The organism is Streptomyces atroolivaceus, from assembly GCF_000717025.1.
Classification (GTDB): Bacteria; Actinomycetota; Actinomycetes; order Streptomycetales; family Streptomycetaceae; genus Streptomyces; species Streptomyces atroolivaceus.
Map to the genome: position 1 here is coordinate 259141 of NZ_JNXG01000017.1, position 25680 is coordinate 284820.

Sequence of the window (25680 nt, forward strand, 5' to 3'; positions counted from 1 at the left end):
CGTCCAGGACGCCGACCGGGTTTCGTGTGCGCCTCACTACCGGGCCCCCGGCTCCGCCTCCCGTCCGCCTTCGTAGGCGCGCGCCGAGGCGTCCACATGGGCGAGCCGTCGCAGGGCTCCGAACATGGCTTCCCCGAGCACCGTGCCGACGACGACGCTCTCCACCAGGTCCTCCCGCGCCACCCGCCGCCGGACGTAGTCGAGGTCCGCGTGGGCGACGGACTCCGCCGCGTCCGCGTAGACGTCGAGCAGCTCGACGAAACCGCCGTGCCCCGCCCTGCGCAGAGCGGCCAGAACTCCTGCCAGGGACTGTGCCGCCGGGTTGTCCGGTTCCACCCGCCAGCCGCGCCGCGCCAGCAGCGCGGCGACCTCCTCGCGCGCCTCGGCGGACTCGGGCCCCACCCCTGCGGGATCCCCGGCCTGCGCGGGCGTGATGCGGACGGCCGCCACGCCGAGCACCTCGTGCAGCGGCTGCGCGGTGTCGTCGACCGCCCCCAGGACCTCCGCGATGGCGGACAGCGGCAGTCCCCCGACGTCCAGGAGGGCACGGATCAGCCGCAGCCTGCGCTCGTGGCCGTCGTCGTAACGCGCCTGGTTGGGGCTGGTCAGCCTGCCGGCGGGCAGCAGCCCCTCGCGTACGTAGTACTTGATCGTCGGCACCGGGACCCCGGACCTCCGACTCAATTCACCGATGCGCACCGTGCGTTCATCCTCCAAGCGCTTGCCAAGCCGACCCCCATCATAGATAGTTCCGCTATCGGATAGCGGACAGTGCCACTATCCATAATTCCCTGGGGGGTCTCCATGCAGTCATGGCGTACATGGCACCGGCCGTTAGTGCTGTTCGCCGCCTCGATGGTCGTGATGTCGGTCGTCGGAGCGGTGGGGATCCTGGTGGACGACCGGGTTGTCGCGGGTGCGGCGATCTGGGCCAAGCCGTTCAAGTTCGCCGTCTCGTTCGTGGCGTACGCACTGGCCCTGGCATGGATGCTGACGCTCCTGACCCGGGGCCGGCGCATCGGCTGGTGGGCCGGGGCCGTTGTCGCCCTCGCGTGCGCCGGGGAGATGGTGATCATCACCGGCCAGGTGATCAGGGGGAAGCGGAGCCACTTCAACCACGCCACACCGTTCGACTCGATGCTGTACGAGGCGATGGCGGCCACCGTCGTCGTCCTCTGGGCCGGCACGTTCGTCATCGCTCTGCTGCTGCTCCGCGCACGGATCGCCGACCGGGCCTCGGCCTGGGCCGTGCGGTCCGGGGTGCTGATCGCCCTGGTGGGCGCGGGGTTCGGCTTCCTGATGGCGCAGCCCTCGGCCGGGCAGCGTGCGGCCGGCGGTCTCGACACCGCCGATGTGGTCGGCGCCCACTCGGTCGGCGTACCCGACGGGGGGCCGTCCATGCCGCTGACGGGATGGTCGACGACGGGCGGCGACCTGCGCGTCCCGCACTTCATCGGCATGCACGCCCTGCAGGTCCTCCCGCTGTTCCTGCTCGCCCTGATCCTCCTGGCACCCCGGGTCGCCCGGCTGCGCGACCCGCGTGTGCGGCTGCGGCTGGTACTCGTCGCCTCCGGTGCCTACGCCGCGGTCGTCGCCCTGGTGACCTGGCAGGCGCTGCGCGGGCAGCCGCTGTCCCACCCCGACGGGGTGACGCTCGCCGCCGCGGGGCTGATCCTCGCCGCCACGGCCGCCGGAGCCCTCGCGGCGCTCCGCCCGCACGCCTCCGCCCCGTCGGCCCCCGCGCGGAACAAGGAGCTCGTCCCATGACCGGTGCGCTCTTCGAGATCACCTTCTTGGCGGCCGCGCCGTTCTGGCTGCTCATGATCTTCGCTCCGCGCTGGCGGCCCACCGCCCGCGTGGCCTCCTCCCCGCTGACCGTCCTTCCGGTACTCACCCTCTGGGCGGTGATGGCCGTGCCGGTCTTCCCGGAGCTGTGGGCGGCGGTGAGCGACCCGGACATCGACACCTTCCGCGAGCTCACGGCACTGGCGAACGGCGCCGGAGCGGTCTGGGCGCAGATCATCGCCTGGGATCTGCTGCTCGGACAGTGGATGTTCCTGGAGTCACGCAGACTCGGGGTGTCCCCGCTGGTGACGGGCCCCCTGCTGGTGCTGACGATTCTGCTCTCACCGATCGGCCTGGTGGTCCTCCTCGTCATCCGGGGGGTCCGGAAGTCTCCGTCCCGGCCGGCGCCGTCCGCGTAGGAGAATGTGGCGGACCGGAGAATCGGCAGGGGCACCGGCCAATCCGCGCGGCGGTCGGCTCCGAATCACCCGGGAAACCGATGCGTGCCCCGGGAGGATCGTCCGCGTGAGAGAAGCCGTACACATCAGTCGGGCCCCCGCGCCCGGTCCGGGCCTGCAGGAGCTGCTCGTCCAGGTCGCCCGTGGTGACCAGGACGCCTTCACCCAGGTGTACGACCAGGTCAGCGGGCCGGTTCTCGGCCTGGTGCGGAGCGTGCTCCGCGACCCGGCCCAGTCCGAGGAAGTGGCACAGGAGGTCCTGGTCGAGGTCTGGCGCACCGCCCCCCGCTACCAGCCGTCCCGCGGCAGTGCCATGAACTGGGTGCTGACGCTCGCCCACCACCGCGCGGTGGACCGGGTCCGGTCGGCCGAGGCGGCCGCGGCCCGGGAGCACAGGGCCGCGCTGCTCGACCGCACCCCGGACTTCGACGAGGTGTCCGAGCAGGTCGAGAGCCGGCTGGAGAGGGAACAGGTCCGGCGCTGTCTGCGGACGCTCTCCGAGCTCCAGCGGGAGTCGGTGACGCTGGCGTACTACCGCGGGCTGACCTATCGCGAGGTCGGCGAGCTGCTGTCCGTGCCACTGGGAACGATCAAGACACGCATGCGCGACGGACTCATCCGGCTGCGCGACTGCCTGGGGGTGAGCGCATGAGCACGGCCGAGTTGCACACACTGACCGGGGCGTACGCCCTGCATGCCCTGCCGGAGGAGGAGCGCCTCGCGTTCGAACGGCATCTGGGCGCCTGTGAGGCGTGCACCCAGGAGGTACGGGAGCTGTCCGCCACCGCCGCCCGGCTCGGGCTCGCCGTGTCCGCCGTCCCGCCGCCCGGGCTGCGGGAGCGGGTGCTGCGGGAGATCGCGACCGTGCGGCAGGAGGCACCGCCGCACAGCACGAGCGAGCGCTCCGGGGTCGCCCCCGGGCGGGCCGGCCGCTGGTCGTCGTACGCCCTCGCCGCGTGCCTCGCCGCCGCTGCCGCCTTCGGCGGGGTCGCCGTCTGGCAGAACCAGGTGGCACAGGACGCCCGGCAGGAGGCGCTCCAGGCCCGCCAGCAGAACGAGCAGCTGGCCCGGGTGCTGGCGGCTCCGGACGCCAGGACCAGCTCGGGGGAGCTGGAGGGCGGCGCCCGGGGCACGGTCGTGGTCTCGCGGAGCGCGAACCGGGCGGTGTTCCTGGCCTCCGACATGGCCCGGCCGCCCGGCGGAAAGGTCTACCAGCTGTGGTTCAACGACGACGGGAGCATGCGGTCGGCGGGACTGATGGACCCGTCGGCGACGGACGACACGGTGCTGCTGGACGGTCCCGTGGACGGCGCCTCCGGCATGGGCATCACCGTCGAGCCCGCGGGCGGATCGGAGGAGCCCACCACGCAGCCGGTGGCCCTCATGGACTTCCCGGACGCCTGAGCCGTCACGGCATGGGTGGGGCCCCGGCCCCGAAGGCCGGGGCCCCCATGCCGTGCACACCCGGGGTCAGCCGCGGCGGACCGTGCCCGGCGGCAGGGGGAAGAAGCCGCTGGTGCGGGCCCGGTAGCCGGCGTACCCGGGCCTCCCCTCCATGTGCCGCTCCAGCAGGGCCTTCCCGCTGCCCTTGATCAGCAGGAGGCTCATCACGACGGGCGACACGAGTGTCACGGCCGCGACCGCGGGGTCGGCGCAGACGACGAGGAAGAGCCCCCACCAGACGCAGAAGTCCCCGAAGTAGTTGGGGTGACGGGTCCAGGACCACAGCCCCCGGTCCATGATCCGGCCCTTGTTCGCCGGATCGCGCCTGAAGCGGGCCAGCTGTGCGTCGCCCACCGCCTCGAAGCCGGCTCCCACCGCCCAGAGTGCGGTCCCCGCCCAGGCCCAGCCGCCCGGTGACCCCGCCAGGTAGTACGCGGCCTGCACCGGCAGGGAGATCAGCCAGACCAGTGCCCCCTGGAGGAGGTACACCTTCCGCAGGGCGTACAGACCGCGGTTGCCCGGTGCCTTGGCCAGCATGGCCTCGTAGCGCGGGTCCTCCCCGTGGCCACGACCGCGGCGGCCGATGTGCACGGCGAGCCGCAGGCCCCAGACGGCGGTCAGCACGGTCGCCAGGACGCGGAGCGTCCCCTCCCCGTGACCGTTCGACATCGCGTACGAGACGACGGCGACGGCCGCGAAGCCGAGACCCCAGGCCACGTCGACGATCCGGTGCACGCCCTTGCGCAGGGCGATCAGGAACGTCCCGAGCATGACGGCGAGTGCGGCGCCCGCCGCCGCCGCCAGGTTCACCCCGAAGGCGCCCCATGCGAAGCCGTTCATCGTCCGGCCCCCGTACCCCGGCCCACCCTGTCCGCCGCTACGGCCTCCGCGCGCTGCGCGGGGACCGTGCCCGGATCCTTGTCCCAGCCGTCGGCGGGGCCGAGTCCACCGGGGTGCCGGCGGAGGCGGCGCAGCGCCCGGCCGGGACGGACGTGCACCGTGGGAGCGTTCCCAGGGCCGGTCTCGATGCCGTCCCCCATCCTGGTCCTGCCCGGAGGCGGGCCGCCGAGGGACTGCTCGATGACGGGTGCGCCCCGCCGGGCCGCCCGTCCGGAGGTGTCGGTGGAGGTGTTCACGCACTGTCCTCACGGGTCAGGAGAATCTGCTGCACATCGAGATAACCGGACCGGAATCCGGCCTCGGAGTAGGCGAGGTAGAAGGTCCACATGCGGCGGAAGGTCGCGTCGAAGCCCAGCGCCTCGACCTGGTCGGCCCGCTCCTCGAACCGTTCCCGCCACAGCCGCAGGGTCTCGGCGTAGTGCGTGCCGAAGCTGTCGCGCTGCTGTATGCGCAGACCCGTGTGCCCCGCGGTGACACGCTCCATCGCCTCGGTGGAGGGCAGCAGTCCGCCGGGGAATATGTACTTCTGGATCCAGGTGTACGTGCTGCGGCTGGCGAGCATCCGGTCGTCCGGCATCGTGATGGCCTGGAGTGCGATCCGCCCGCCCGGTGCGAGGCACCGCTCCAGGGTCCGGAAGTAGACGGGCCAGAACTCCTCCCCGACCGCCTCGATCATCTCGACGCTGACGATCGCGTCGTACTCCCCGGTGACGTCGCGGTAGTCGCAGAGCCGCACGTCGACCCGGTCCTCGTGGCCGGCCTCGCGGATCCGGGCCCGGGCCAGCTCCTGCTGTTCCCGGGAGAGGGTCAGCGTGGTGACGCGGGCGCCCCGAGCGGCGGCACGGAGGGCGAGTTCGCCCCAGCCGGTGCCGATCTCCAGCAGCTCGGTGCCGGGACCGGCCCCGGCAGCGTCGAGCAGCCGGTCGATCTTGCGGTGCTGGGCGTCGGGCAGGAGGTCCCGCTCGGCCGGGAAGCCGCTGAATACGGCGGCGGAGTACGTCAGCGTCTCGTCGAGGAAGAGGGCGAAGAGGTCGTTCGACAGGTCGTAGTGGTGGCTGATGTTGCCGCGTGAGCCCTCGGGGGTGTTGGCCTGCGCGGTGGGCTGCCGCAGCGCCCAGAGCCGGCGCAGCTTCTGCAGCGGTGCGGGGACGAGGTCGGCGGCGTGCCCGGCGAGTACGGTCAGGACGCCGACGAGGTCGGGGGACTCCCATTCGCCCGCCATGTACGACTCGCCGAAGCCGATGAGCCCGCTCGCGCCGATCCGGCGGAAGAACGCGTCGGGTTCGCGGATGTCCATCAGCGGTCCGCCCAGGCCGATGCTGCCGCGGCCCGCGAGTCCGGCACGCAGCGGAAGGCGGGCGAGCGCGTGCCGTACGAGCCGTTCGGCCACGGCGGTCCTGGCTCCCGAGGCCCGGGGCAGTGCGACGACATCGGGCCAGCGCTCCGGGTCCGCACCCGCGAGGAGGACCGTGGCGGCTGGTGCGGGGGCGGCGCTGCGGGGGGCCGGAGCGAGGGGGGCGACGGGCGGAGTGGGAGAGGTGGGCACCTTCACTGCATGCCTTCCTGAGTTCGGTGACGGGGGCGTGGCTGTACGGGCAGCCGGCGCAGGAACAGCCGGATGCCGTGCAGCCGGATCGCGGCGGAGACGACCGCGGTGGAGAAGGGGTGGCGCAGGAACAGCCGGAGCAGCCGGCAGGGCGTGGCGCGACGCCGGCTGCCGCGCACGGTCGCGGTGAACGGGCGTCCGCCCTCGCGCTCCAGATGGACCGTCAGGTTCAGCTGCGGGCCCGGTTCGGGCAGCCGCATCCGGTACCGCCCGTCCACCGGGAAGAACGGCGACACGTAGAAGCCCTTGCCGGTCACCGCCCGGCCCGCGGCGTCCGGGCGCAGCAGGTAGCCGTGGCGTTCCCCGTAGGTGTTGTGCACCTCGGCGACGACGCAGAGCGGGGTTCCGTCGGGGCGGCGGCACCAGTAGACGGTCAGCGGGTTGAAGACGTGGCCGAGCACCCGGGCCTGGGTGAGCATCGTGACGGTGCCGTCGGCGAGTTCGACACCTCGGGCCCGGAGGAACCGTTCGAGACCGGCCCGGATGGTGGGGGCCGTGCCGCCGAAGTGGTCACGGGCCTCGAAGCGGGCCAGCGGGCGCAGGACGGCCGGCAGCCGCGGCGGCCGGTCCGGGTCGATCAGCCACAGGTAGGTGCGGTGCCGCAGGGCGTACCTGCGGGGCGCGGTCCGTACGTGGGTGATGGTGCACGGATAGAGGGCACCGGTCACCAGGCCACTCCCAGCGCGGCGGCGGCCTCGGCGCCGGAACGGCAGCCGTCCTCGTGGAAGCCCCAGCCGTGGTACGCCCCGGCATAGGCGGTGACCGGCCCGGAGAGGGCGGGCAGCCGAGTCCGGGCGGCGACCGATTCCGGGGTGTAGACGGGGTGTTCGTAGACCGTGCGGGCCCGGACGAGGTCCGGGTCGACCCGGTCGGCGCCGTTCAGCGTCACGACGAACCGCTCGGGGGCGTCCAGGCGCTGGAGCCGGTTCATGTCGTAGCTGACGGTGACCCGGTCGGCGTCGGCCGCGCAGGAGGGCATCAGGTAGTTCCAGGAGGCGGCGGCCCTGCGGCTGCGCGGCAGCAGCGTCGTGTCGGTGTGCAGCAGCGTGGGGTTGCGGGAGTAGCGGAACGCCCCGAGGGTGCGCCGTTCCTCCTCGGTGGGATCGGCGAGCAGCCGGAGCGCCTGGTCAGGATGGGTGGCGACGACCACCTCGTCGTACTCCTCCGTGGCACCGTCCTCGGTGACGATCTCCACGCCGTCGCTGTGCCGGCGCACCGCCCGCACGGGGGTGGACGTACGCACGGAGTGCACCTGCTCGGCTATGCGGTCGACGTATGCACGCGAACCGCCGGTGACGGTCCGCCAGACCGGGGACCCGCCTGTCGAGAGCATCCCGTGGTGGTCCAGGAACCGGAAGAGGTAGCGGGCCGGGTACAGCAACGCGGTCACCGGGTCGCAGGACCAGACGGCGGAGACCATCGGCGTCAGGAAATGGGCCGTGAAGTACGGGGAGAAGCGCCGGCGGGCCACGAACTCCCCCAGGGTCATGAGTGCTGTGCCGGCCTCCTGGGCCAGGAGCGACCGCGCCGCCCGGTGGAACCGGGGCACCTCGGTGAGCATCCGCAGGTACGGGCCACGCAGCACGGCGCCCGGCCGGGCGAACAGCCCCGCGGCGCCCCGTGCACCGGCGTACTCCAGACCGCAGCCCTCGCACCGCACGGACATGCTCATCTCGGACTCCTGGGTGGCCACGCCCAGTTCGTCGAAGAGACGGAGCAGGTGGGGGTACGTACGCCGGTTGTGCACGATGAACCCCGAGTCGACGCGGTGTGTCCGGCCGTCCGACGAGATCAGGTCGTGGGTGTGCGCGTGCCCCCCGACGCGCTCGTCGGCCTCATGGAGCGTCACGTCCCGCGCCCGGCCCAGGACGTGCGCGGCAGTCAGCCCCGCCACTCCACTGCCCACCACGGCTGTGCGCCGCCGCTGCGTTGTCATTCGAGCTCCTCCTGGTGTTCCGCGGCCGTCCGGGCTCCGCCGGAGCGCCGCTCAGAGGTCATTCGGCGCAGGTCGGCCCGCGGATTGGCCGATCGGTGAACTTCCTTCGACCGAGTGAACGACCAATCCGCCGGGGCGCCCGGCGCCGAACTCCCGTTGTGAGAACAGACCGATACGTTTCGCAGAAGCACGGGGCCTCCGGGTCCCGGCGATCCCGCTGGGTACGTGCCGCCTGCGCCGCGCTCGGCGGTCTGATCGCCGGGTTCACCGCCCTGTGCGTCGCCGGACTCGTCGCGGCTGCCGTGCGTCCCGAGGCCGGTCCGGTCACAGCGGTGGGCGGGGCGGTCATCGACCGCACCCCCGCCGCCGTCAAGGACTTCGCCGTACGGAATTTCGGCACCGACGACAAGCTGGTCCTGCGGCTCGGGATCCTCGTCCTCCTGGCGGCGTTCGCCATGGCGGTGGGGTGCCTCGCGCTGCGGCACCGGTGGGGCGGCGCCGCGGCCGTACTGGTCTTCGGCGTGGTCGGGGCAGTCGCCGCGGCCGGGCGGCCGGAAGGCCGCCCGGCCGACGCACTGCCTTCGGTCGTGGGCGCGCTGTCGGCCGCCGCAGTGCTGTATCTCCTGGCCGGACGGCTGGCCCCGGCAACCGTGCCGCCTCCCGCGGCCGGGCAGACGCACGGCGGGGTGCGGGGCGCTTTCGACCGCCGCGGATTCGTGATCGCGGCGACCGCCGCCGCGGCGGCCTCGACCGGTGCGGGACTCCTGGGCCGACGGCTCCAGGCGTCCGGACTGGCCGGGGCCACCGCCTCACGCGATGGGATCGCGCTCCCCGCGCCGGCCTCGCCCGCACCCGCGACACCGGCCGGCGCGGACCTGGGGATCCGTGGTCTGAGCTCCTTCACCACCCCGAACAAGGACTTCTACCGGGTGGACACGGCGCTGGTGGTCCCCCGTGTGGACGTCGGCCGGTGGCGGCTGCGGATCCATGGCAAGGGGGTGACGCGACCCGTCTCCCTCGGCTTCCAGGACCTCCTGCGGCGCGAACTCGTCGAGCGCGACATCACGCTGACCTGCGTGTCCAACCAGGTGGGCGGTCCGTACGCGGGCACGGCCCGGTGGATCGGCGTGCGACTCGCCGATCTGCTGCGTGAGGCGGGGGTGAAGCCCCCCTCGAAGGGCGGCGTCGCGGATCAGGTCGTGGCGCGCTCCGTCGACGGGATGACCATCGGTACGCCGGTCGACGAGGTGATGGACGGCCGCGACGCCCTCCTCGCGGTCGGGATGAACGGCGAGCCGCTGCCGTTCGACCACGGCTTCCCGGTCCGGATGGTCGTCCCCGGCCTGTACGGCTACGTCTCGGCCTGCAAGTGGATCCAGGACATCGAGCTCACGACGTTCGACGCGTACGACGCCTACTGGGTGGAGCGTGACTGGTCCCGCGAGGCTCCGGTCAAGACGCAGTCGCGCATCGACACTCCGCGCCCCTTCGCCGCCCCGCGTGCGGGGACCGTGCCGGTCGCCGGCGTCGCCTGGGCCCAGCACCGGGGCATCGCACGGGTCGAGGTCCGGGTCGACGGCGGCGAGTGGCACGCCGCGCGCCTGGCCGCCGAGGCCGGCCGTGACACCTGGCGCCAGTGGGTGTGGGAGTGGCCCGCCACGACCGGCCACCACACCCTCGAGGTCCGCGCGACGGACCGTACCGGCGCCACCCAGACCGGCAAGCGGGTCGGCACCGTCCCCGACGGCGCGACCGGATGGCATTCGGTGGTGGTCGACGTGACCTGACCCGCCTGCCCGGACCCTTCCCTTCCTTTCCCCCTGTCGGACACCCGCTCACTCAGGAGAACATCATGAACAACCGCCGTTTCCGCCGCATCGCAGTGACCGTCTCCACCGCCGCCCTGCTGCCGCTCGCGCTGACCGCCTGCTCCGGCGACTCCGGCACCTCCGCGTCCGGCTCCGGGGCGGACAAGGCGGCGTCGAGCGCTCCGGCCGGGGAGACCCAGCCCATGGACCAGCCGTTCGGCCCGGGCTGCGCGACGGTCCCGAAGGAGGGCGCGGGCTCGTTCGCGGGCATGGCCCAGGACCCGGTCGCCACGGCCGCGTCGAACAACCCGGCGCTGTCCACCCTGGTCGCCGCCGTCAAGCAGGCCGGTCTCGTCGACACCCTGAACAGCGCCGAGAACATCACGGTGTTCGCCCCCACCGACGACGCCTTCGCCAAGATCCCGAAGGCCGACCTGGACAAGCTGCTCGCCGACAAGGCCCAGCTCACCAAGGTGCTCACCGCGCATGTGGTCGGCGAGAAGCTGACGCCGGACCAGCTGGAGAAGGGTTCCTTCGACACCCTCGCCAAGACCGGTCTGACGACGGCGGGTTCGGGAGAGTCCTACACCGTGAACGACTCCTCCGAGGTCGTCTGCGGCAACGTCCCGACCGCCAACGCGACGGTCTACATCGTCGACACCGTCCTGATGCCGTCGAGTTGAGCCGCCGACCCGTCGGTGCGCCGACGTCATGACCCCATCCGTCGGTGCGCCGGCGTCATGACCCCGCGAGCCCCGAGGACCACGCTCTCCGACCCGGCCGGAGCGGCGCCGGCCCCGGGGCTCGCGCCGTCGGCACGGCCGAGGCTTCGCCCGGTGCGGTGCGGGCGACCGGAGCCGTGCCGGACCGCTGCCCACTCCCACCGCACGCGACGCTGCCGGCTGCGCGGCCGGGGCCCGAAGCGGCTGAGGGGGAGGACCTGAGGCCGCTGCACCGTCGACTCGACGTAATCGCAGGATCAACCGCCAGAAAAACTACACATAAGGGGCATATAAGAGCACACTGGTCTGGAGAGCTGATGACCGCACCCCCTGACAGCGGTCGCTCCACCAAGTGCGAAGGAGTACATCCTCATGAGTAACATCTCGCACACCGGAAGGGACGTTTCCGGGCACACCGGGAGGGACATCTCCGGACATCCCGACGCCGAAGAAATGCGAGCGCGCCACGACCGCGTGGTGGGCGGTGGACGCAACACGGCCACGGACGCACCGGTGTTCCTGCTCGGCCTGTACTGCGCCGTCTCGCCGTGGGTGCTTCACTTCACCGCGAGCCAGCCCTCCCTGGTGACCCACAACCTCGTCATCGGCATCGCGATAGCCGTGCTGGCACTCTGCTTCACCGCCATGCCCCAGCGGATGACCGGAATGAGCATGGCCATTTGCGCCCTGGGCGCATGGCTCATCGTCTCGACGTGGATCGTGGGCCAGAGCCCCGACATGGGCGTCGTCCTCAACCAGATCATCGTCGGTGGCCTGGCGATCGTGCTGGGGGCCGCCTGCGCGGGACTCGCCATGAAGAACAAGAAGAAGACCTGACGGGAGAACGCACAGGAGTGGCCACAGGCAGGCACAGCCCGCCGGTGGCCACTCGCCGGTCACCTCATCCGCTCGTCCCGGGCCCGTGCGCACCATCCGTCCAGCCGCGGAGCCCGTTCACCCCACGGAGCTGTACGCCACCACACCTCGCAGCACGGCGTCGACGGCCTTGTGGGCGTTCTTCGCGACCGAGCTACCGTCCCGGGGCGCGGCGGCCGCGATCTGGCCGAGTACGTCGATGACCTGTTTGCACCACCGCACGAAGTCACCGGCCGGCATCTCCGCCTCCCGCAGCACCTCGTCCAGCGTCCGCCCCGAGGCCCACATGTAGACCGCCCAGGCGAAGCCGAGATCGGGTTCCCGCTGGCCGACCCCTTCCGTCTGGCTGATCTTGAAGTCCTCCTCCAGGGCGTCGAGGCGGCCCCAGATGCGGACCATCTCGCCCATCGCCGCCTTCGCCGGTCCGGAGGGCAGCTTGGGTGCGACCGCGTCGTCCGCCTGGCGCGCCTCGTAGACCAGCGCGGAGACGCACGCGGCCAGCTCGGCGGGGTTGAGGCCTTCCCAGACACCGTCCCGCAGGCATTCGCTGGCCAGCAGGTCGAGCTCGCCGTAGAGCCGTGCCAGCCGTCGGCCGTTGTCGGTGACCTCGCTGCCCCGCAGGTAGTCGAGCTCGGTCAGGAGCGCGACGATGCGGTCGAAGGTCCGGGCGATGGTGTTCGTCCGGCCCTCGATGCGGTGCTCCAGCTGACGCGTGTCGCGCTGCAGCCGGTGGTACCGCTCGGCCCACCGGGCGTGGTCCTCGCGCTCGTCACACCCGTGGCAGGGGTGGGCGCGCAGTTCCGTGCGCAGCCGGGCGATCTCCCGGTCGTCGGCGGCGGTGGCCCGCTGCTTGCGGTGCCTTCCCGGGTCGATGTGCCCCGCCTTGCTCCGCAGCGCGGAGGCCAGGTCACGGCGGGACTGCGGTGAGCGCGGGTTGAAGGACTTGGGCACCCGCATCCGCTCCAGCGCCTCGACCGGTACCGGGAAGTCGATCTGGGCCAGCCGCTTGACCTGCCGCTCGGCGGTCAGCACCAGGGGGCGCGGCCCGTCGTGGTACTCCAGCCCACGATGGCCGTTGGTCCGTCCGGCGGGCAGCCCTGGGTCGAGGACCAGGGCGAGTCCGGCGAACTTGCCGGTGGGGACGTGGATGACGTCACCGGGCTTCAGCTTCTCCAGGGACGACGCGGCGGCGACCCGCCGCTGGGCGGCCCCCTGCTTCGCGAGTTCCGTCTCGCGGTCCTTGAGGTCACGGCGCAGCCGCGCGTACTCCTCGAAGTCCCCGAGGTGGCAGGTCATGCCCTCCTTGTAGCCGGCGAGTCCCTCCTCGTTGCGCTGGACCTGCCGGGAGATGCCGACGACGGACCGGTCGGCCTGGAACTGCGCGAACGAGGTCTCGAGCAGCTCACGCGAGCGGTGCCGCCCGAACTGCTGCACGAGATTGACGGCCATGTTGTACGAGGGCCGGAAGCTTGAGCGCAGCGGATACGTACGGGTGCCGGCGAGCCCGGCGAGCGCCCCGGGGTCCATGCCCCGCTGCCAGAGGACGACCGCGTGGCCCTCGACGTCGATACCTCGGCGCCCGGCCCGCCCGGTCAGCTGGGTGTACTCGCCGGGCGTGATGTCGGCGTGCTGCTCGCCGTTCCACTTGACGAGCTTCTCGAGCACCACGGAACGCGCGGGCATGTTGATGCCGAGCGCCAGCGTCTCGGTCGCGAAGACCGCCTTGACCAGGCCGCGGACGAACAACTCCTCCACGACCTCCTTGAAGGTCGGCAGCATTCCGGCGTGGTGCGCGGCGATGCCCCGCTCCAGTCCCTCGAGCCACTCGTAGTACCCGAGGACGTGGAGGTCCTCGGGCGGGATCGACGCCGTCCGCTCCTCGACGATCTCCCGCACGAGGTGGCGCTTGTCCTCGTCGTTCAGCCGGAGTCCGGCCTGCAGGCACTGCTGGACGGCCGCCTGACAGCCGGCCCGGCTGAAGATGAAGGTGATGGCGGGCAGGAGGCCCTCGGCGTCGAGCCGGTCGATGACCTCGGGCCTGGACGGGGTCCAGATGCGGCTGCGCTGACGGCGCTCGCGCTCCCGGTCCGCCTCGCGCACCATCTTCCCGCGGCGGCGCTCGCGCGGGTTGTAGCCGCGCTGGTTCTCCATCCGGGCGAGCCGGACGAGGTCCGGGTTGACCTCGCGCCTGCCGGTGCCCCGGCCGCCGTGGTCGGTCTCCTCCTCGAAGAGGTCGTACATCCGGCGTCCGGCCATGACGTGCTGCCACAGCGGTACGGGCCTGTGCTCCGAGACGATCACCTGCGTGTCGCCGCGGACGGTGTCCAGCCAGTCGCCGAACTCCTCGGCGTTGGACACGGTCGCCGACAGGGACACCAGGGTCACGGACTCCGGCAGGTGGATGATCACTTCCTCCCACACGGCGCCCCGGAAGCGGTCGGAGAGGTAGTGCACCTCGTCCATGACCACATAGCCGAGGCCGGTGAGGGCCTGGGAACCCGCGTACAGCATGTTGCGCAGGACCTCGGTCGTCATGACGACCACGGGTGCGTCCGCGTTGACGCTGTTGTCACCGGTCAGCAGGCCGACCTTGTCCGCGCCGTAGCGCCGGACGAGATCGGTGAACTTCTGGTTGGACAGGGCCTTGATGGGCGTGGTGTAGAAGCACTTGCGGCCCTGCAGCAGGGCCAGGTGGACGGCGAATTCACCGACGATCGTCTTGCCCGACCCGGTGGGGGCCGCGACCAGCACCCCCTTGCCGGCCTCCAGGGCCTGACAGGCCTCGATCTGGAACGGGTCCAGCCCGAATTCGTACATCTCGCGGAAGGGCCCGAGGGCGGTGGCCTGCTCGGCCGCACGGACCCGGGACGCCTGGTATCGCTCAGCTGGTGAGAGGTCCTCTGTCATCTTGATACGAGCCTACCCGCCCCGTATGACAGTCAGCCCGATCTTTATTTCACGCTGCAAGGACCCGGACGGCGCCGGGTACGCAGGTGGCCGTGAGCGGCAGCGCGCCCAGCGGCTCACCGTCCGCGTACGCCGTGACACCGGCCGCGGCCAGCTCTATGGAGGAGACCCGGTGGACGGTGACCGCCGGGTGACCGAGGTGCCTCCCCTTGTACACCTTCGGGAAGACCTTGAGCAGAGTGGTCCGGCTGCAGTCGCCGACCACCGTCACGTCGAAGAGCCCGTCGTCCATGACCGCGTCGGCGCAGATCCGCATGCCACCGCCGTACGTGCTCCCGTTGCCCACCGCGATCAGCGTCGCCTCGATCTCGGTGACCGGGCCACCGTCCAGCCTGATGCGGTACGGGATCGGCCGGAAGGCGGCGAGCTCGGCGAGGATCGCCAGGTCGTACTTGAAGCGCCCGCCGACCCAGCGCATCCGGTTGCCCCGGTCGTTGACCCGCGAGTCGAAGCCCGAGGCCAGCACCGAGCCGAACCACCGCTCCCCGACCCGGCCGAGGTCGACGGCGCGCAGCTTCCCGCCCTTCAGCGCCTCCGCGGCCAGCCGTCCGGCGGCGGCCGGATCGCGGACCGGCAGCCCGAGGGCGCGGGCGAAGTCGTTCCCGGTGCCCACGGCGACGGCGCCGAGCGGTGTCGGGGTACCGGCGACTGCCTGCAGGGCGAGGGACATCATGCCGTCCCCGCCCACGGCTATCAGCGCTCCGGTCCCGCCGGCCACCGCCTCGCGGGCCCGCCGCAGCGCGTCGTCGGCGTCCTCACCGAGCACCGTCCGTACGGAGAAGCCGGCCTCGCGAAGCGCGGAAGCGGCCGGCTGCGCGGCACGCGCGCCCCGGCCGCTTCCCGCGGTGGGATTGACGAAGAGGGTGATCTCGCTGGTCACCCGCGGGACCTTACAAGGTCAGGTGATGTCGTCGTAACCGTTGAGCCGGTGCGACCGGCCCCCGTCCGCCGCACCGCCGGCCTGCTCGGGCAGAGCCGGCCGGGAGGACACCGGCTCGATCGCGCCGACGGCCTCGGGCGTGAGGTCCAGCTTCGACGCCTCGTCGTCGTCGAGCTCGGCGTCGGGGTTGCGCCGCCGCCTGCGCTTGTCGTTGAGCAGCGAGAACCCGACGGCGATGAAGTAGAGCACCGCGAGCGGGCCCGCGAGCAGCAGCATCGAGATGGGCTCGCCACCCGGCGTGGCGATGGCCGCGAATCCGGTCAGTCCCACGAGCATCCCGCGCCACCAGCGCAGCATGCGGGCACCGGACAGGACACCGGTCAGGTTGAGCAGGATGAGCAGCAGCGGCAGCTCGAAGGCGAGCCCGAAGACGATCACCATGCGGGTGATCAGGTCCAGGAAGTCGTCCAGCGGCAGCAGGTTCTTCACGTTGTCCGGCGTGAAGCCGAGCATGATCTCGGCGGTCTGCGGCAGGATCGCGTACGCCAGGTAGGCGCCGGCGGCGAAGAGCGGGACCCCGGCCGCGGCGAAGGCGAACGAGTAGCGCTTCTCCTGCTTGTGCAGGCCGGGGGCGACGAACGCCCACAGCTGGTAGAGCCACACGGGCGTGGCCACCAGGACGCCCGCCATCAGGGACACCTTCAGCGCGATGGTGAAGGGTGACAGCAGACCGTTGGTGGTCATCTCCGCGCAGGGGCGGCCGTTGACCATGGTCACGGCGCCGTTCTTGCAGCCGACCGAGTCCAGGATCGGCTTCATCAGGAACTCGAAGATTTCCTTCTGGAAGAACGCCGCCACGATCACGGCGATGACGATCGCCAGGACCGACTTCAGCAGCCGGTTGCGCAGCTCACGCAGGTGATCGAGGAGGGGCATCCGCCCCTCGTCGTCCTTCTCCTGCTTGCGGGCAGACTTGAGCAACCCACTTCCCTCGTCTCGTGCGGCAGCTTCCGGTGGTACGGATCAGCTGTCAGCTCTGGGTGGTGGGCTTGGCCTCGCTGACCGGACGGGAGCTGGTGACGTCTCCCGGAGCGGCCTGGATCGTGCGCGCGGTGGCCGCGGGCGGGGTGGTGTCCGCGACGTTCTCGGTGGTGGGCGCCGCGGGTTCCGCGTCGTCCTTCTTCATGGCCTTGGCCTCGCTCTTGAGGATGCGGGCCGACTTGCCGAGCGAACGCGCCATGTCGGGAAGCTTCTTGGCACCGAAGAGCAGCAGGATGACAGCGATGATCAGAACGATCTCGAGGGGCTTCAGATTGCCGATCATGTGCGACTTCCTTCTCACTGAGGCGTCTGGAGGGTGGGCTCGCTACCCGTTCGACCGGACAGATGTCCGACCTTCGCGCTGGCAGCGATCGTAACCCGCAGGGGTAAACGTGAGGCAATGCCCGCGCGTACTCCCGCTTGCGGCCCACACCTCCCTGCCTGGGCCGCTCCAGCAGCGTACCCCCCGAACCGGTGAATCTGGAGGCCGCGCCCTGCTATCGCAGGGCTTCTCCGGTGTCGGCGAGGGTGGTGGCCGCTCGTTCGAGATCCGCCGCCGCTCGGTTGATCCGCTCCGTGGTCGCGGCGACCTGCCCGGCGAGCCGCCGGGCCTCGACGAAGACCTTGACGGCCAGCACGCCGAGCACGGCGAGGCCGGCGAATCCCAGAGCGATGGCGAGCATGGGCCAGAACATGGACGGATCCTCGATGTCTCTCGTCACCGCAGGGCGGTGTGCAGGCGCAGCGTCCGCACCCCACCGCCGCTGAGGAGCTCGATGATGCGCTCCCCGGCCGGCTTGCGGACCGCCGAACCGCACGCGGGGCAGGTGAAGGAGTAGAAGGTCGTACGGCGGCTGGCGCCTATGGCCAGCCGCAGCGCTCCTGCCGCGAGCTCGAACCGCTCCCGGCAGTCCGGGCAGGCGGCCCGGAAACGTACGGTGTCGGGCACCGGAACCGGGACCGGCCCGGCCTGCGCGCTCGATATCGCGGTCATGTGGCCTCTGTCTCCTCGGTGCACCGGGGGCCGCCGCTCAGAGCGCGCCGTCGTAGGCGGCGAGTGCCTCACGCGCCGCCAGCCGGGCGCTCTCGGCCAGGTCCGGGGGCGATGTGATGCGTCCCTCGCCGCCCAGCCGCAGGGCGAGCCTGCGCAGGGAGGCAGGGTCGGGGGTGCGGAGCGTGATCCGCAGACCGCCGTCGGGCAGCTCCTCCGCGCTGTCGTGCGGGTAGTACTCGGCGACCCACCGGCCGCCGGGGCCGACCTCGATGACGACCTCCGGATCCTCGGCGGCGGGCTGCACCAGCCCTTCGCTGAGGTCGCGCAGCTCCAGCTCCGGCGGGGCGGACGGGGCGTCGAGGAGCCTGATCTCGGCGACCCGGTCGAGGCGGAACGTGCGCCGCGCCTCGGTGAGCCGGCACCAGCCCTCCATATAGGTGTGGCCGACGGCGAACAGCCGGATCGGGTCCACCTCGCGCTCGGTCAGCTCGTCACGGGCGGGAGAGTAGTAGCGCAGCCAGAGCCGTCTCCGCTCGGAGATCGCCCGGTCCACGTCGGCGAAGACACCGCCCTCGGACTCGAAGGTGACCGAGAGCCGAGAACTGGCGGCCCCCACCTCACCGGCCGCCGTCTCCAGCTTGGCGGTAGCGCGCACCAGGGCCTGCCGGTCGCTCTCCCGCAGACCGGGGAGCGTGGCGACGGCACGGGCAGCGACGAGCAGCGCGGTCGCCTCGTCGGCGGCGAGCCGCAGCGGCTCGGCGACGTCGTCCGGGTTGTGCCACCAGATCCGGTCGCCGTCGGTGTCGATGTCCAGCAGGTCCCCGCCGCGGAAGCTGGTCCCGCACATGGGGAGGACGTCGAGGTCCGAGATCAGCTCGTCCTCGGTGATCCCGAAGGCCCTGGCCACGTCCTGCACGTGCGCGCCGGGGCGCTCGCGGAGGTAGGTGACGAGGGAGAGCATGCGGCGGGTCTGGTCGATCGCGTTCGTGGCCACGAGTACGGGTCCCCTCAGTCCTTGGCCACGGCGCGCAGCCGGTCCATCACATCGGCCCGCAGATCGGCGGGCTCGCTCACGATGACGTCGGGCCCGAACTCCACGAGCCAGGCGTCCAGCCCGTGACCGTACGGGATCTCCAACTCGTCCCAGCCGTCACCGAGTTCCCGTACGGATATCGCGCGGGAGCGCAGTGGGTAGCCGGAGCCGGTACGCAGCCTGATGCGAGCGGTCCTGGTGGCGGTCTCCCCCGCCCAGCTCTCCACCGTCTCGCGGACGGTGACGGCGTCGGGAACCCTGGCGGTGAACGCCCCGGCGCGGGAGCGGACCCGGCCCGAGATCCGGGACAGCCGGAACACCCGCTCCGCTCCCCGGTCGCGGTCCCAGCCCGCCAGATACCAGTGGCCGCGCCAGCACTCGAGTGTCCAGGGCTCGACCTGGCGCTGCTCGGGGCGGGCGGCGTTGCCCTTGCGGTAGTCGAAGGTGACCGGGCGGCGGTCCCGGCAGGCGAGCATCAGCGGTTCGAAGGCCGCTTCGTGGACCGGGATACGGGGCTCGAGGGCGCTGTGCACCTCGTAGTCGTCCTCGGCCTCGGGCATGCCCGCGGCCCGCAGCTTCTGCAGGGCGCCGCTGGCGGCGCCGGCGAGCCGGGCCTGCTGCCAGACCTTGGCTGCGAGCCCGAGGGCCGCGGCCTCCTCGGCGTCGAGCGTGATGGGGGGCAGGCGGTTGCTGTCACGGCGCGCGAGGTAACCGGTGTCGCCGTCCAGGTTCTCCACGGTCTCGATGATCAGACCGAGTTCACGCAGATCGTCCTTGTCGCGCTCGAACATCCGGTTGAAGGATTCGTCGGAGCCCGCCTCCAGGTAGGCCTCGATGGACCCGCGGAGCTCACGCTTGCTGAGCGGGCGCCGGGTACCCAGCAGACACAGTGCCAGGTTCATCAGCCGTTCGGCCTTGGCAATCGCCATCGACGCCCTTTCTCGACGTGCTCTCCGACCGTCGACCGTACCGCCCCGGGGTGTCCGGACCAAAGCGAGGGCCCGTGCCTTGCGGCACGGGCCCCGACTGCTGTAGACGGACGGATCAGACGCCCACGAGGTCACAGACGAAGATCAGCGTCTCGCCCGGGGCGATCGCGCCGCCGCCCGCGCCACGGTCGCCGTAGGCGAGGTGCGCGGGAATGGTCAGCTGGCGACGGCCGCCGACCTTCATGCCCTGTACGCCCTGGTCCCAGCCGGCGATGACCTGACCGCCACCGAGCTGGAACTGCAGCGGGGTGCCGCGGTTCCACGAGGCGTCGAACTCCTCGCCGGTGGAGAAGGCCACACCGACGTAGTGCACGGAGACGGTCTGACCCGCCTGGGCCACCGGTCCGTCGCCCTCCCAGATGTCCTTGATCTCCAGGTCGGCCGGCGGCTCGCCACCCGGGAAGTCGATCTCGGGCTTCTCGATGCTCACTGAACTGCTCCTCTTACTGATGAACTGGGCAACCGGGACAGTCTTACATCTTCGTCAGGATGTCCACGGACCACACGAGCGTCGAGTTGGCGGGGATGGTCTGCTGCGCCTGGTCACCGAAACCCTGGTCCGGCGGGATGACGAGCAGGACGCGGCTGCCCACCTTCTTGCCGACCAGACCGGCCTTGAGCCCCTTGACGGTGATCTGGGTCAGCGGGAAGCTCGCGACCTTGCCCGTCTCATAGGTGCTGTCGAACTTCTTCGCGCCCTTCCACAGGTAGGCCTCGTAGTTCACGACGACGGTGTCGCTGTCCTTCACGGCCTCCCCGTCGGACTCGATGATGTAATTGGAGACCAGCTTCTTGGGCGGGTCGCTCTTGGGGATCGTGACCTTCGGTGCCTTGCCGTCGGTCTCGGCGCCGACCTTCGGCAGGTCGATGTTGTCCTGGGCGACGGCACTGCCCTTCGGGGACTTCGGGACCGACTCCCCGCTCACCACGTCCACGACGAAGACGAGGGTGGCGTTGGGCTTGATGTCCTGCCCCTGGCCCTGCTCGCCGTAGGCGAGATCCGGCGGGATGACCAACTGCACACGGCTGCCGACCTTCTGGCCGACGAGCCCCTGCTCCCAGCCCGGAATGACCATGCCGGCTCCGAGAACGAGACCGAACGGCTGCTTGCGGTCGAAACTGTTGTCGAACGGCTTGGTGGAGTCCCACGCCTGCCCGAGGTAGTTCACCTCGGCGGCGTCGCCGTTCTTCAGCTTCGCGCCGTCCCCCTCACTGATGACTTCGGTCTTCAGCTTCTTGGGTGGATCCCCCTCACCCTTCGCCAGAGTGGGCTTCTCACCGAACTTCGCTCCCGCGGTGATCGCGGGAAACCCGTTCTTGGAGGCGGAGTCGGAGGCCTTGTCGTCGCCGCATGCCGCCGTGGACAGCAGCAGAAGGGGGACGACGAGAAGGCCGGCAAGTCGGCGCACTGGTTCCTCAGATCTCAGACGGCACGTGAATGGTCCCCCGACACTCTAGGCGGATGGAAGGGCCCCGTACGAGGAACGTACGGGGCCCGGTCACATACGGGGCGGGACGTTCCTGTCCCGGGTCACATGCCCGCGATCAGCTTCTCCACCCGGTCGTCGACGGAACGGAAGGGGTCCTTGCACAGCACGGTGCGCTGCGCCTGGTCGTTGAGCTTGAGGTGGACCCAGTCGACGGTGAAGTCCCGTCGCTGTTCCTGGGCCCGGCGGATGAAGTCGCCGCGCAGCCGCGCCCTGGTCGTCTGCGGGGGCACGGACTTGCCCTCGAAGATCTTCAGGTCGTTGCAGATCCGGGCGGCCTGGCCCTTGCGCTCCAGGAGGTAGTAGAGCCCACGCCGCCGGTGGATGTCGTGGTAGGCGAGGTCTATCTGAGCGACCCTCGGATTCGACATGGTCATGTTGTGCTTCGCCCGGTACCGCTCGATGAGCTTGTACTTCATGACCCAGTCGATCTCGGTGCCGATCCGGTCGAGGTCCTCGGCCTCGACGGCGTCCAGCGTGCGGCCCCACAGCTCGAGGACCTGGTCGGTGACGCCGGTGCGGATACCGCGGCGTTCGACGAAGTCGACCGCCTTCTCGTAGTACTCGCGCTGGACCTCGATGGCCGATGCCTCGCGGCCGCTGGCCAGGCGCACCTTGCGCTGCCCCGTGATGTCGTGACTGACCTCGCGGATGGCCCGGATCGGGTTCTCCAGGGTCAGGTCTCGCATCACCGTGCCGGCCTCGATCATGCGCAGCACGAGGTCGGTGGCGCCGACCTTGAGGAGCATGGTCGTCTCGGACATGTTGGAGTCGCCGACGATGACGTGGAGACGGCGGTACCGCTCCGCGTCGGCGTGCGGCTCGTCCCGGGTGTTGATGATCGGGCGGGAGCGCGTCGTCGCGGAACTGACGCCCTCCCAGATGTGCTCCGCCCGCTGGCTGACGCAGTAGACGGCTCCGCGCGGCGTCTGCAGCACCTTGCCGGCACCGCAGATCAGCTGACGGGTGACGAGGAACGGAATGAGGATGTCCGCGAGCCGGGAGAATTCTCCGTGCCGTGCCACGAGGTAGTTCTCGTGACACCCGTAGGAGTTTCCAGCCGAGTCGGTGTTGTTCTTGAAGAGATAGACGTCGCCCGCGATTCCCTCCTCGTGCAGGCGGCGTTCGGCGTCGACGAGCAGACCTTCCAGAATGCGCTCGCCCGCCTTGTCGTGCGTGACCAGTTCGGTCACGTTGTCGCATTCGGGTGTCGCGTATTCCGGATGCGATCCCACGTCGAGGTACAGGCGGGCGCCGTTCCGCAGGAAGACATTGCTGCTGCGGCCCCATGACACAACACGGCGGAAGAGGTAGCGCGCCACTTCGTCAGGTGACAGTCGGCGCTGTCCCCTGAACGTGCACGTGACGCCGTACTCGTTCTCCAGCCCGAAAATGCGGCGGTCCATGACTGAACATTACGCCTTATGGCCTGAGCTGAAACCGGGTTCGGCAGCACCGTTTCGATCATTTTCCGAACCGGCCACAACCGTGGGCGCGCGCCCGGGATCTGCGAGGACCCTTCCGGTGGCCAGCAGAACCAGCAGCGCCGCCACTCCGCCGGCCCCCGCGACGGCGAAACTCCACGCCGTCCCGCCGATCTCGACGGCCGGACCCGCGACCGCCGTTCCGGCCGCCGCGCCCACCCCGAAGGTCGTCACGAGCCAGGAGAACGCCTCGGTCACCGTGCCCCGCGGCGCGTGCCGGTCCACCACGATGAACGAGCAGGCGATCGCCGGGGCCAGGAAGACCCCGGCGAGTGCCGCCAGCGCGGTCATCGCGGGCACACCGGGCGTCAGCATCAGCGGCAGGTAGCCCAGGGCCAGCAGCGCGACGATGACCCGCAGCCTGCGCTCGGGCTCCCCGGCCCACTGCCGCGCCCCGTACACCGCCCCGCCGATCAGCGCGCCGAAGCCGAGCGCGGCCATCAGCCAGCCGTACACGGACTCCCGGCCGTGGTCGTCGGCGTACGCGACACCGGCCACGGTGATCGAGCCGAGCGCGACGCCGACGAAGAAGAAGGCGCCCAGCAGGGCGAGCAGCCCCGGCGAGCGCAGGGCGCCGAGCCAGTGCGCCTCGCGCGGCGCCGAGCGCCAGGCCCGGGAGGGTTCCGACATGACGACGGACAGCGCTCCCAGCACTCCGATGGCGTTGATGACCAGGAGCGCGGCGGCCGGCGACCAGAGCGAGACCAGGACCGTCACGAGGAGCGGCCCCACGGTGAACATGATCTCCTGGGCCACCGCGTCCATGGCGTACGCGCGGTGCACCCGGTCCTCCCGGCCCAGGACCGTCGGCCACAGGGCGCGCAGGCCGCCCTCCAGCGGGGGCGTGAACACACCGGCGACGACCACCGCCGCGTACGCGGCCGGGAGGGAGCCGAGGCCCGTCAGGGCGAGCAGGGCCATGCCGAGCGCGGAGACGACCGCCGCGGGCAGCTGGACACGCGGCTGGCCGTACAGGTCGACGGCCCGGCCCAGCAGGGGCTGACCCACCGCCGTGGCCAGGCCGTACGCCGCCGCGAGGGCGCCGGCCAGCGTGTAGCTGCCGCCCTCCGCACGGGTGAAGAGGACGATCGCGATGTGGGCGGTGCCGTTCGGCAGCCGTCCCACCAGCGTCCCCGCCAGCAGCCGGGCGGCGTGCCGCGCCCGGAGGACGTCCAGATATCCCGCGGCCATGTCCGCCCCTCTCCCCCGACGGCGTCACAGCCTCGAGGTTTTACGTATAACGTCGGCATTCATACGTACCATGTGGGCATCCCGGGAGTCCATCCCGACGCAGCCGACCATCGCAGCACGGAGGCACGAGTGAGCAGCGCGCAGCAGCCCGCCCCGCCCCGGCCCACCAGCCGTGACGTGGCACGGGCCGCCGGCGTCTCACAGGCCACGGTCTCGCTCGTGCTCGGCGACAAATGGCGGGGCCGGGTGTCGGCGGCGACCGCCGAGCGGGTCCGTGGCACCGCCCGGGACCTCGGCTACCGGCCGAATCTCGCCGCACGCAGTCTCCGGCTGGGCCGCACGCGCACCGCCCTCCTCGTCGTTCCCGCGCTCACCAACGAATTCTTCGCCCGGGTGTACACCGGCGCCGCGGCCGTCGCCGCCGAGCACGACTTCGGCGTGGTCCTCTACCCGTCCCCCGACGGCACCGGCCCTGCCAGGGATCCGTTCGCCTCGGCGCGCGCGGCCCTCGACGGGGTGATCGCGTCGTCGATGGCGGCCGACGCCCTGGGAGCGCTGCGGGGCGCGGACCTTCCGCTGGTGATGCTGGACAGCGATCCGGAGGACCACGGCGCCGCGGCACGCGTGAACCTCGACATCGCGGACGGCATGCGTCAGGTGGCGGCCCACCTGCTGGGACTCGGCCACCGCCGGATCGTGCATCTCGCGTCCGCCGTGGACACCTGGACCTTCGCGGTGCGCGCCCGGGCGCTGCGGGAGGCGGTGCGGGACGTCCCGGGCGCCGCGCTGCTCACGGTGGCCTCGCCCCTGGACGTACGGGCCGGGCGCGAGGTGGCCGAGACGGTCCTGGCTTCCTCCGGCCCCCCGCCCACGGCCATCGTCTGTGACGACGACATCCTGGCCGCCGGCGCCTGCAAGGCCGTGCGCAGACGGGGGCTGCGGGTGCCCGAGGACATCTCCGTGACCGGCTTCGACGACCTGGCGCTCGCCACAGCGGTGGAACCGGAGCTCACCACCGTGCGCCTCCCGGCGGAACAGGTGGGCGAGCGGGGCATGAGGGCGCTGCTGGACGTCCTGGCGGGCCGCCCCGCGGCCCACCACGACCTCGCGGTCGGCCTGGTGGTACGCGGCTCCACCGCTCCGCCGCCCGCCGCGTGACAGAGCCCTCCGGCCACCGCACGCGGCGGCCGGAGGGCTCTGTCCGGAACTGTTCCGGAACGGACTACTTCTCCGTGGTCTCGTCCGAACCCTCGGCGGGGCCGTCCGCACCCTTCGCGGGGGTGTCGGTACCGGCAGCCGGGGTGCTGTCGCCTTCCGGCTCCTCCGTGTCGGACGGAGCGTCCGTCGGGGTGGCCCCGGCACCGTCCGCGTCCAGCAGCCTCGTCAGCTGGCGGCCGACGATCCGCTTGAACTTGCGCTGCTGCGGCCTCGTGCGGTCCAGGACCGCGACCTCCAGCCGCTCGGCGGGGATCTCCCGCTCATTGCCGTTGGCCTCGCGGGACAGGGCCTGCACGGCCAGCTTCAACGCCTCGGCCAGCGACATCCCGTCGCGGTGGCGCTGGTCCAGGAAGCTGCTGATCTGCTCGGCGTTGCCACCGACCGCGACCGAGCCGTGCTCGTCCACGATCGAGCCGTCGTGCGGGAGCCGGTAGATCTGGTCGCCCTCGGGCCCGGCACCGACCTCGGCGACCACCAGCTCCACCTCGTACGGCTTCTCGGCCGCACTGGAGAAGATGGTGCCCAGCGTCTGCGCGTAGACGTTGGCCAGCCCACGGGCCGTCACGTCGTCACGGTCGTAGGTGTATCCCCGCAGATCCGCGTAGCGGACCCCGCCGATGCGGAGGTTCTCGTACTCGTTGTACTTGCCGGCGGCGGCGAAGCCGATCCGGTCGTAGATCTCGCTGAACTTGTGCAGCGCGCGGGACGGGTTCTCGCCGACGAACACAATGCCGTCGGCGTACTGCAGCACAACCAGGCTGCGACCACGGGCGATGCCCTTCCGGGCGTATTCCGCCCGGTCGGCCATGGCCTGCTGGGGTGAGACATAGAACGGCGTCGACACCGGCTATCCGTCCCTTTC

At 71.4% G+C, this 25680-nt stretch carries 27 protein-coding genes; 8 read left to right on the forward strand and 19 right to left on the reverse strand.

Annotated features, from left to right (window positions below; all coding sequences use genetic code 11):
• Positions 1 to 36 precede the first annotated feature (36 nt).
• Positions 37 to 699, reverse strand: a complete 663-nt coding sequence (locus tag OO67_RS28160; protein ID WP_033304501.1) for a MerR family transcriptional regulator — start codon at positions 697 to 699, stop codon at positions 37 to 39.
• Between the two features lie 156 nt (positions 700 to 855).
• On the opposite strand from OO67_RS28160, the gene OO67_RS28165 reads away from it, so the two are divergent.
• The 4 genes from OO67_RS28165 (at position 856) to OO67_RS28180 (ending at position 3647) form a co-directional block, all read left to right on the forward strand.
• Complete coding sequence (locus OO67_RS28165) at positions 856 to 1767, forward strand: hypothetical protein (RefSeq protein ID WP_208861098.1); 912 nt, start codon at positions 856 to 858, stop codon at positions 1765 to 1767.
• A complete protein-coding gene (locus OO67_RS28170; RefSeq protein ID WP_033304504.1) occupies positions 1764 to 2204 on the forward strand; it encodes an ABA4-like family protein in 441 nt (146 codons plus the stop codon). Before OO67_RS28165 ends, OO67_RS28170 begins: the two co-directional genes overlap by 4 nt.
• Before the next feature lie 106 nt (positions 2205 to 2310).
• Positions 2311 to 2895 carry a sigma-70 family RNA polymerase sigma factor gene (locus tag OO67_RS28175; RefSeq protein WP_033304506.1) on the forward strand — a complete coding sequence of 195 codons (585 nt, stop codon included), beginning with the start codon at positions 2311 to 2313 and terminating at the stop codon, positions 2893 to 2895.
• Positions 2892 to 3647 carry an anti-sigma factor gene (locus tag OO67_RS28180; RefSeq protein ID WP_033304507.1) on the forward strand — a complete coding sequence of 252 codons (756 nt, stop codon included), beginning with the start codon at positions 2892 to 2894 and terminating at the stop codon, positions 3645 to 3647. Before OO67_RS28175 ends, OO67_RS28180 begins: the two co-directional genes overlap by 4 nt.
• 66 nt (positions 3648 to 3713) lie before the next feature.
• On the opposite strand, the gene OO67_RS28185 is transcribed toward OO67_RS28180, so the two are convergent.
• The 5 genes from OO67_RS28185 to OO67_RS28205 are packed head-to-tail and all read right to left on the reverse strand — an operon-like array spanning position 3714 to position 8128.
• Entirely contained in the window at positions 3714 to 4526 is an 813-nt protein-coding gene (locus OO67_RS28185) for a DUF1295 domain-containing protein (protein ID WP_033304508.1), read from the reverse strand.
• Positions 4523 to 4822 (reverse strand): hypothetical protein, encoded by a 300-nt coding sequence (locus OO67_RS28190; protein ID WP_033304510.1) that lies wholly within the window; start codon positions 4820 to 4822, stop codon positions 4523 to 4525. The genes OO67_RS28185 and OO67_RS28190 overlap by 4 nt, the downstream gene beginning before the upstream one ends.
• Positions 4819 to 6138, reverse strand: coding sequence for an SAM-dependent methyltransferase (locus OO67_RS28195; RefSeq protein WP_033304511.1), 1320 nt, complete (start codon positions 6136 to 6138; stop codon positions 4819 to 4821). The genes OO67_RS28190 and OO67_RS28195 overlap by 4 nt, the downstream gene beginning before the upstream one ends.
• Positions 6135 to 6860 carry a DUF1365 domain-containing protein gene (locus OO67_RS28200; RefSeq protein ID WP_106972835.1) on the reverse strand — a complete coding sequence of 242 codons (726 nt, stop codon included), beginning with the start codon at positions 6858 to 6860 and terminating at the stop codon, positions 6135 to 6137. The genes OO67_RS28195 and OO67_RS28200 overlap by 4 nt, the downstream gene beginning before the upstream one ends.
• Positions 6857 to 8128 (reverse strand): NAD(P)/FAD-dependent oxidoreductase, encoded by a 1272-nt coding sequence (locus OO67_RS28205; RefSeq protein WP_033304514.1) that lies wholly within the window; start codon positions 8126 to 8128, stop codon positions 6857 to 6859. The genes OO67_RS28200 and OO67_RS28205 overlap by 4 nt, the downstream gene beginning before the upstream one ends.
• Before the next feature lie 251 nt (positions 8129 to 8379).
• On the opposite strand from OO67_RS28205, the gene OO67_RS28210 reads away from it, so the two are divergent.
• The 3 genes from OO67_RS28210 (at position 8380) to OO67_RS28220 (ending at position 11495) form a co-directional block, all read left to right on the forward strand.
• A complete protein-coding gene (locus OO67_RS28210; RefSeq protein ID WP_078598334.1) occupies positions 8380 to 9915 on the forward strand; it encodes a molybdopterin-dependent oxidoreductase in 1536 nt (511 codons plus the stop codon).
• A 65-nt stretch (positions 9916 to 9980) separates the two neighbouring features.
• Entirely contained in the window at positions 9981 to 10619 is a 639-nt protein-coding gene (locus OO67_RS28215) for a fasciclin domain-containing protein (protein ID WP_033304519.1), read from the forward strand.
• 411 nt (positions 10620 to 11030) lie between these two features.
• On the forward strand, positions 11031 to 11495 hold the full coding sequence (locus tag OO67_RS28220) for an SPW repeat protein (protein WP_033304521.1): 465 nt from the start codon (positions 11031 to 11033) through the stop codon (positions 11493 to 11495).
• A 117-nt stretch (positions 11496 to 11612) separates the two neighbouring features.
• On the opposite strand, the gene OO67_RS28225 is transcribed toward OO67_RS28220, so the two are convergent.
• From OO67_RS28225 to OO67_RS28280, 12 genes are all read right to left on the reverse strand, one after another.
• Positions 11613 to 14441 carry a DEAD/DEAH box helicase gene (locus tag OO67_RS28225; RefSeq protein ID WP_033304522.1) on the reverse strand — a complete coding sequence of 943 codons (2829 nt, stop codon included), beginning with the start codon at positions 14439 to 14441 and terminating at the stop codon, positions 11613 to 11615.
• A 49-nt stretch (positions 14442 to 14490) separates the two neighbouring features.
• Complete coding sequence (locus OO67_RS28230; protein ID WP_033304524.1) at positions 14491 to 15381, reverse strand: diacylglycerol kinase; 891 nt, start codon at positions 15379 to 15381, stop codon at positions 14491 to 14493.
• Between the two features lie 18 nt (positions 15382 to 15399).
• Complete coding sequence (gene tatC / locus OO67_RS28235) at positions 15400 to 16362, reverse strand: twin-arginine translocase subunit TatC (RefSeq protein ID WP_033304526.1); 963 nt, start codon at positions 16360 to 16362, stop codon at positions 15400 to 15402.
• A 49-nt stretch (positions 16363 to 16411) separates the two neighbouring features.
• Positions 16412 to 16705, reverse strand: a complete 294-nt coding sequence (tatA, locus tag OO67_RS28240; RefSeq protein ID WP_033304527.1) for a Sec-independent protein translocase subunit TatA — start codon at positions 16703 to 16705, stop codon at positions 16412 to 16414.
• A gap of 214 nt (positions 16706 to 16919) precedes the next feature.
• Positions 16920 to 17117 (reverse strand): hypothetical protein, encoded by a 198-nt coding sequence (locus OO67_RS28245; protein WP_033304529.1) that lies wholly within the window; start codon positions 17115 to 17117, stop codon positions 16920 to 16922.
• A gap of 23 nt (positions 17118 to 17140) precedes the next feature.
• On the reverse strand, positions 17141 to 17416 hold the full coding sequence (locus OO67_RS28250) for a hypothetical protein (protein ID WP_033304531.1): 276 nt from the start codon (positions 17414 to 17416) through the stop codon (positions 17141 to 17143).
• Between the two features lie 37 nt (positions 17417 to 17453).
• Positions 17454 to 18410, reverse strand: coding sequence for a helix-turn-helix transcriptional regulator (locus OO67_RS28255; protein ID WP_033304533.1), 957 nt, complete (start codon positions 18408 to 18410; stop codon positions 17454 to 17456).
• 14 nt (positions 18411 to 18424) lie between these two features.
• Positions 18425 to 19378, reverse strand: coding sequence for a helix-turn-helix transcriptional regulator (locus OO67_RS28260; protein ID WP_033304535.1), 954 nt, complete (start codon positions 19376 to 19378; stop codon positions 18425 to 18427).
• Positions 19379 to 19493: 115 nt separating this feature from the next.
• Complete coding sequence (locus tag OO67_RS28265) at positions 19494 to 19868, reverse strand: FKBP-type peptidyl-prolyl cis-trans isomerase (protein WP_033304537.1); 375 nt, start codon at positions 19866 to 19868, stop codon at positions 19494 to 19496.
• A 43-nt stretch (positions 19869 to 19911) separates the two neighbouring features.
• Entirely contained in the window at positions 19912 to 20847 is a 936-nt protein-coding gene (locus tag OO67_RS28270; protein WP_033304538.1) for an FKBP-type peptidyl-prolyl cis-trans isomerase, read from the reverse strand.
• 122 nt (positions 20848 to 20969) lie between these two features.
• Positions 20970 to 22331, reverse strand: a complete 1362-nt coding sequence (pafA, locus tag OO67_RS28275) for a Pup--protein ligase (protein ID WP_033304539.1) — start codon at positions 22329 to 22331, stop codon at positions 20970 to 20972.
• Positions 22332 to 22340: 9 nt separating this feature from the next.
• Positions 22341 to 23600: an MFS transporter gene (locus OO67_RS28280; protein ID WP_033304540.1), complete on the reverse strand. Its 1260-nt coding sequence runs from the start codon at positions 23598 to 23600 to the stop codon at positions 22341 to 22343.
• A 129-nt stretch (positions 23601 to 23729) separates the two neighbouring features.
• Between OO67_RS28280 and OO67_RS28285 the strand changes: the two genes are divergently transcribed.
• Positions 23730 to 24758: a LacI family DNA-binding transcriptional regulator gene (locus OO67_RS28285; RefSeq protein WP_033304542.1), complete on the forward strand. Its 1029-nt coding sequence runs from the start codon at positions 23730 to 23732 to the stop codon at positions 24756 to 24758.
• Positions 24759 to 24822: 64 nt separating this feature from the next.
• On the opposite strand, the gene prcA is transcribed toward OO67_RS28285, so the two are convergent.
• A complete protein-coding gene (gene prcA, locus OO67_RS28290; RefSeq protein ID WP_033304543.1) occupies positions 24823 to 25662 on the reverse strand; it encodes a proteasome subunit alpha in 840 nt (279 codons plus the stop codon).
• Between the last annotated feature and the right edge of the window lie 18 nt (positions 25663 to 25680).

Coding starts and splice junctions, on each gene's coding strand:
- OO67_RS28215 (WP_033304519.1), top strand. CDS start 9,981: ATGAACAACCGCCGTTTCCGCCGCATCGCAGTGACCGTCTCCACCGCC.
- OO67_RS28170 (WP_033304504.1), top strand. CDS start 1,764: ATGACCGGTGCGCTCTTCGAGATCACCTTCTTGGCGGCCGCGCCGTTC.
- OO67_RS28260 (WP_033304535.1), bottom strand. CDS start 19,378: ATGGCGATTGCCAAGGCCGAACGGCTGATGAACCTGGCACTGTGTCTG.
- OO67_RS28220 (WP_033304521.1), top strand. CDS start 11,031: ATGAGTAACATCTCGCACACCGGAAGGGACGTTTCCGGGCACACCGGG.
- OO67_RS28280 (WP_033304540.1), bottom strand. CDS start 23,600: ATGGCCGCGGGATATCTGGACGTCCTCCGGGCGCGGCACGCCGCCCGG.
- OO67_RS28180 (WP_033304507.1), top strand. CDS start 2,892: ATGAGCACGGCCGAGTTGCACACACTGACCGGGGCGTACGCCCTGCAT.
- pafA (WP_033304539.1), bottom strand. CDS start 22,331: ATGGACCGCCGCATTTTCGGGCTGGAGAACGAGTACGGCGTCACGTGC.
- OO67_RS28185 (WP_033304508.1), bottom strand. CDS start 4,526: ATGAACGGCTTCGCATGGGGCGCCTTCGGGGTGAACCTGGCGGCGGCG.
- OO67_RS28250 (WP_033304531.1), bottom strand. CDS start 17,416: ATGACCGCGATATCGAGCGCGCAGGCCGGGCCGGTCCCGGTTCCGGTG.
- OO67_RS28245 (WP_033304529.1), bottom strand. CDS start 17,117: ATGTTCTGGCCCATGCTCGCCATCGCTCTGGGATTCGCCGGCCTCGCC.
- tatA (WP_033304527.1), bottom strand. CDS start 16,705: ATGATCGGCAATCTGAAGCCCCTCGAGATCGTTCTGATCATCGCTGTC.
- OO67_RS28225 (WP_033304522.1), bottom strand. CDS start 14,441: ATGACAGAGGACCTCTCACCAGCTGAGCGATACCAGGCGTCCCGGGTC.
- OO67_RS28165 (WP_208861098.1), top strand. CDS start 856: ATGGTCGTGATGTCGGTCGTCGGAGCGGTGGGGATCCTGGTGGACGAC.
- OO67_RS28205 (WP_033304514.1), bottom strand. CDS start 8,128: ATGACAACGCAGCGGCGGCGCACAGCCGTGGTGGGCAGTGGAGTGGCG.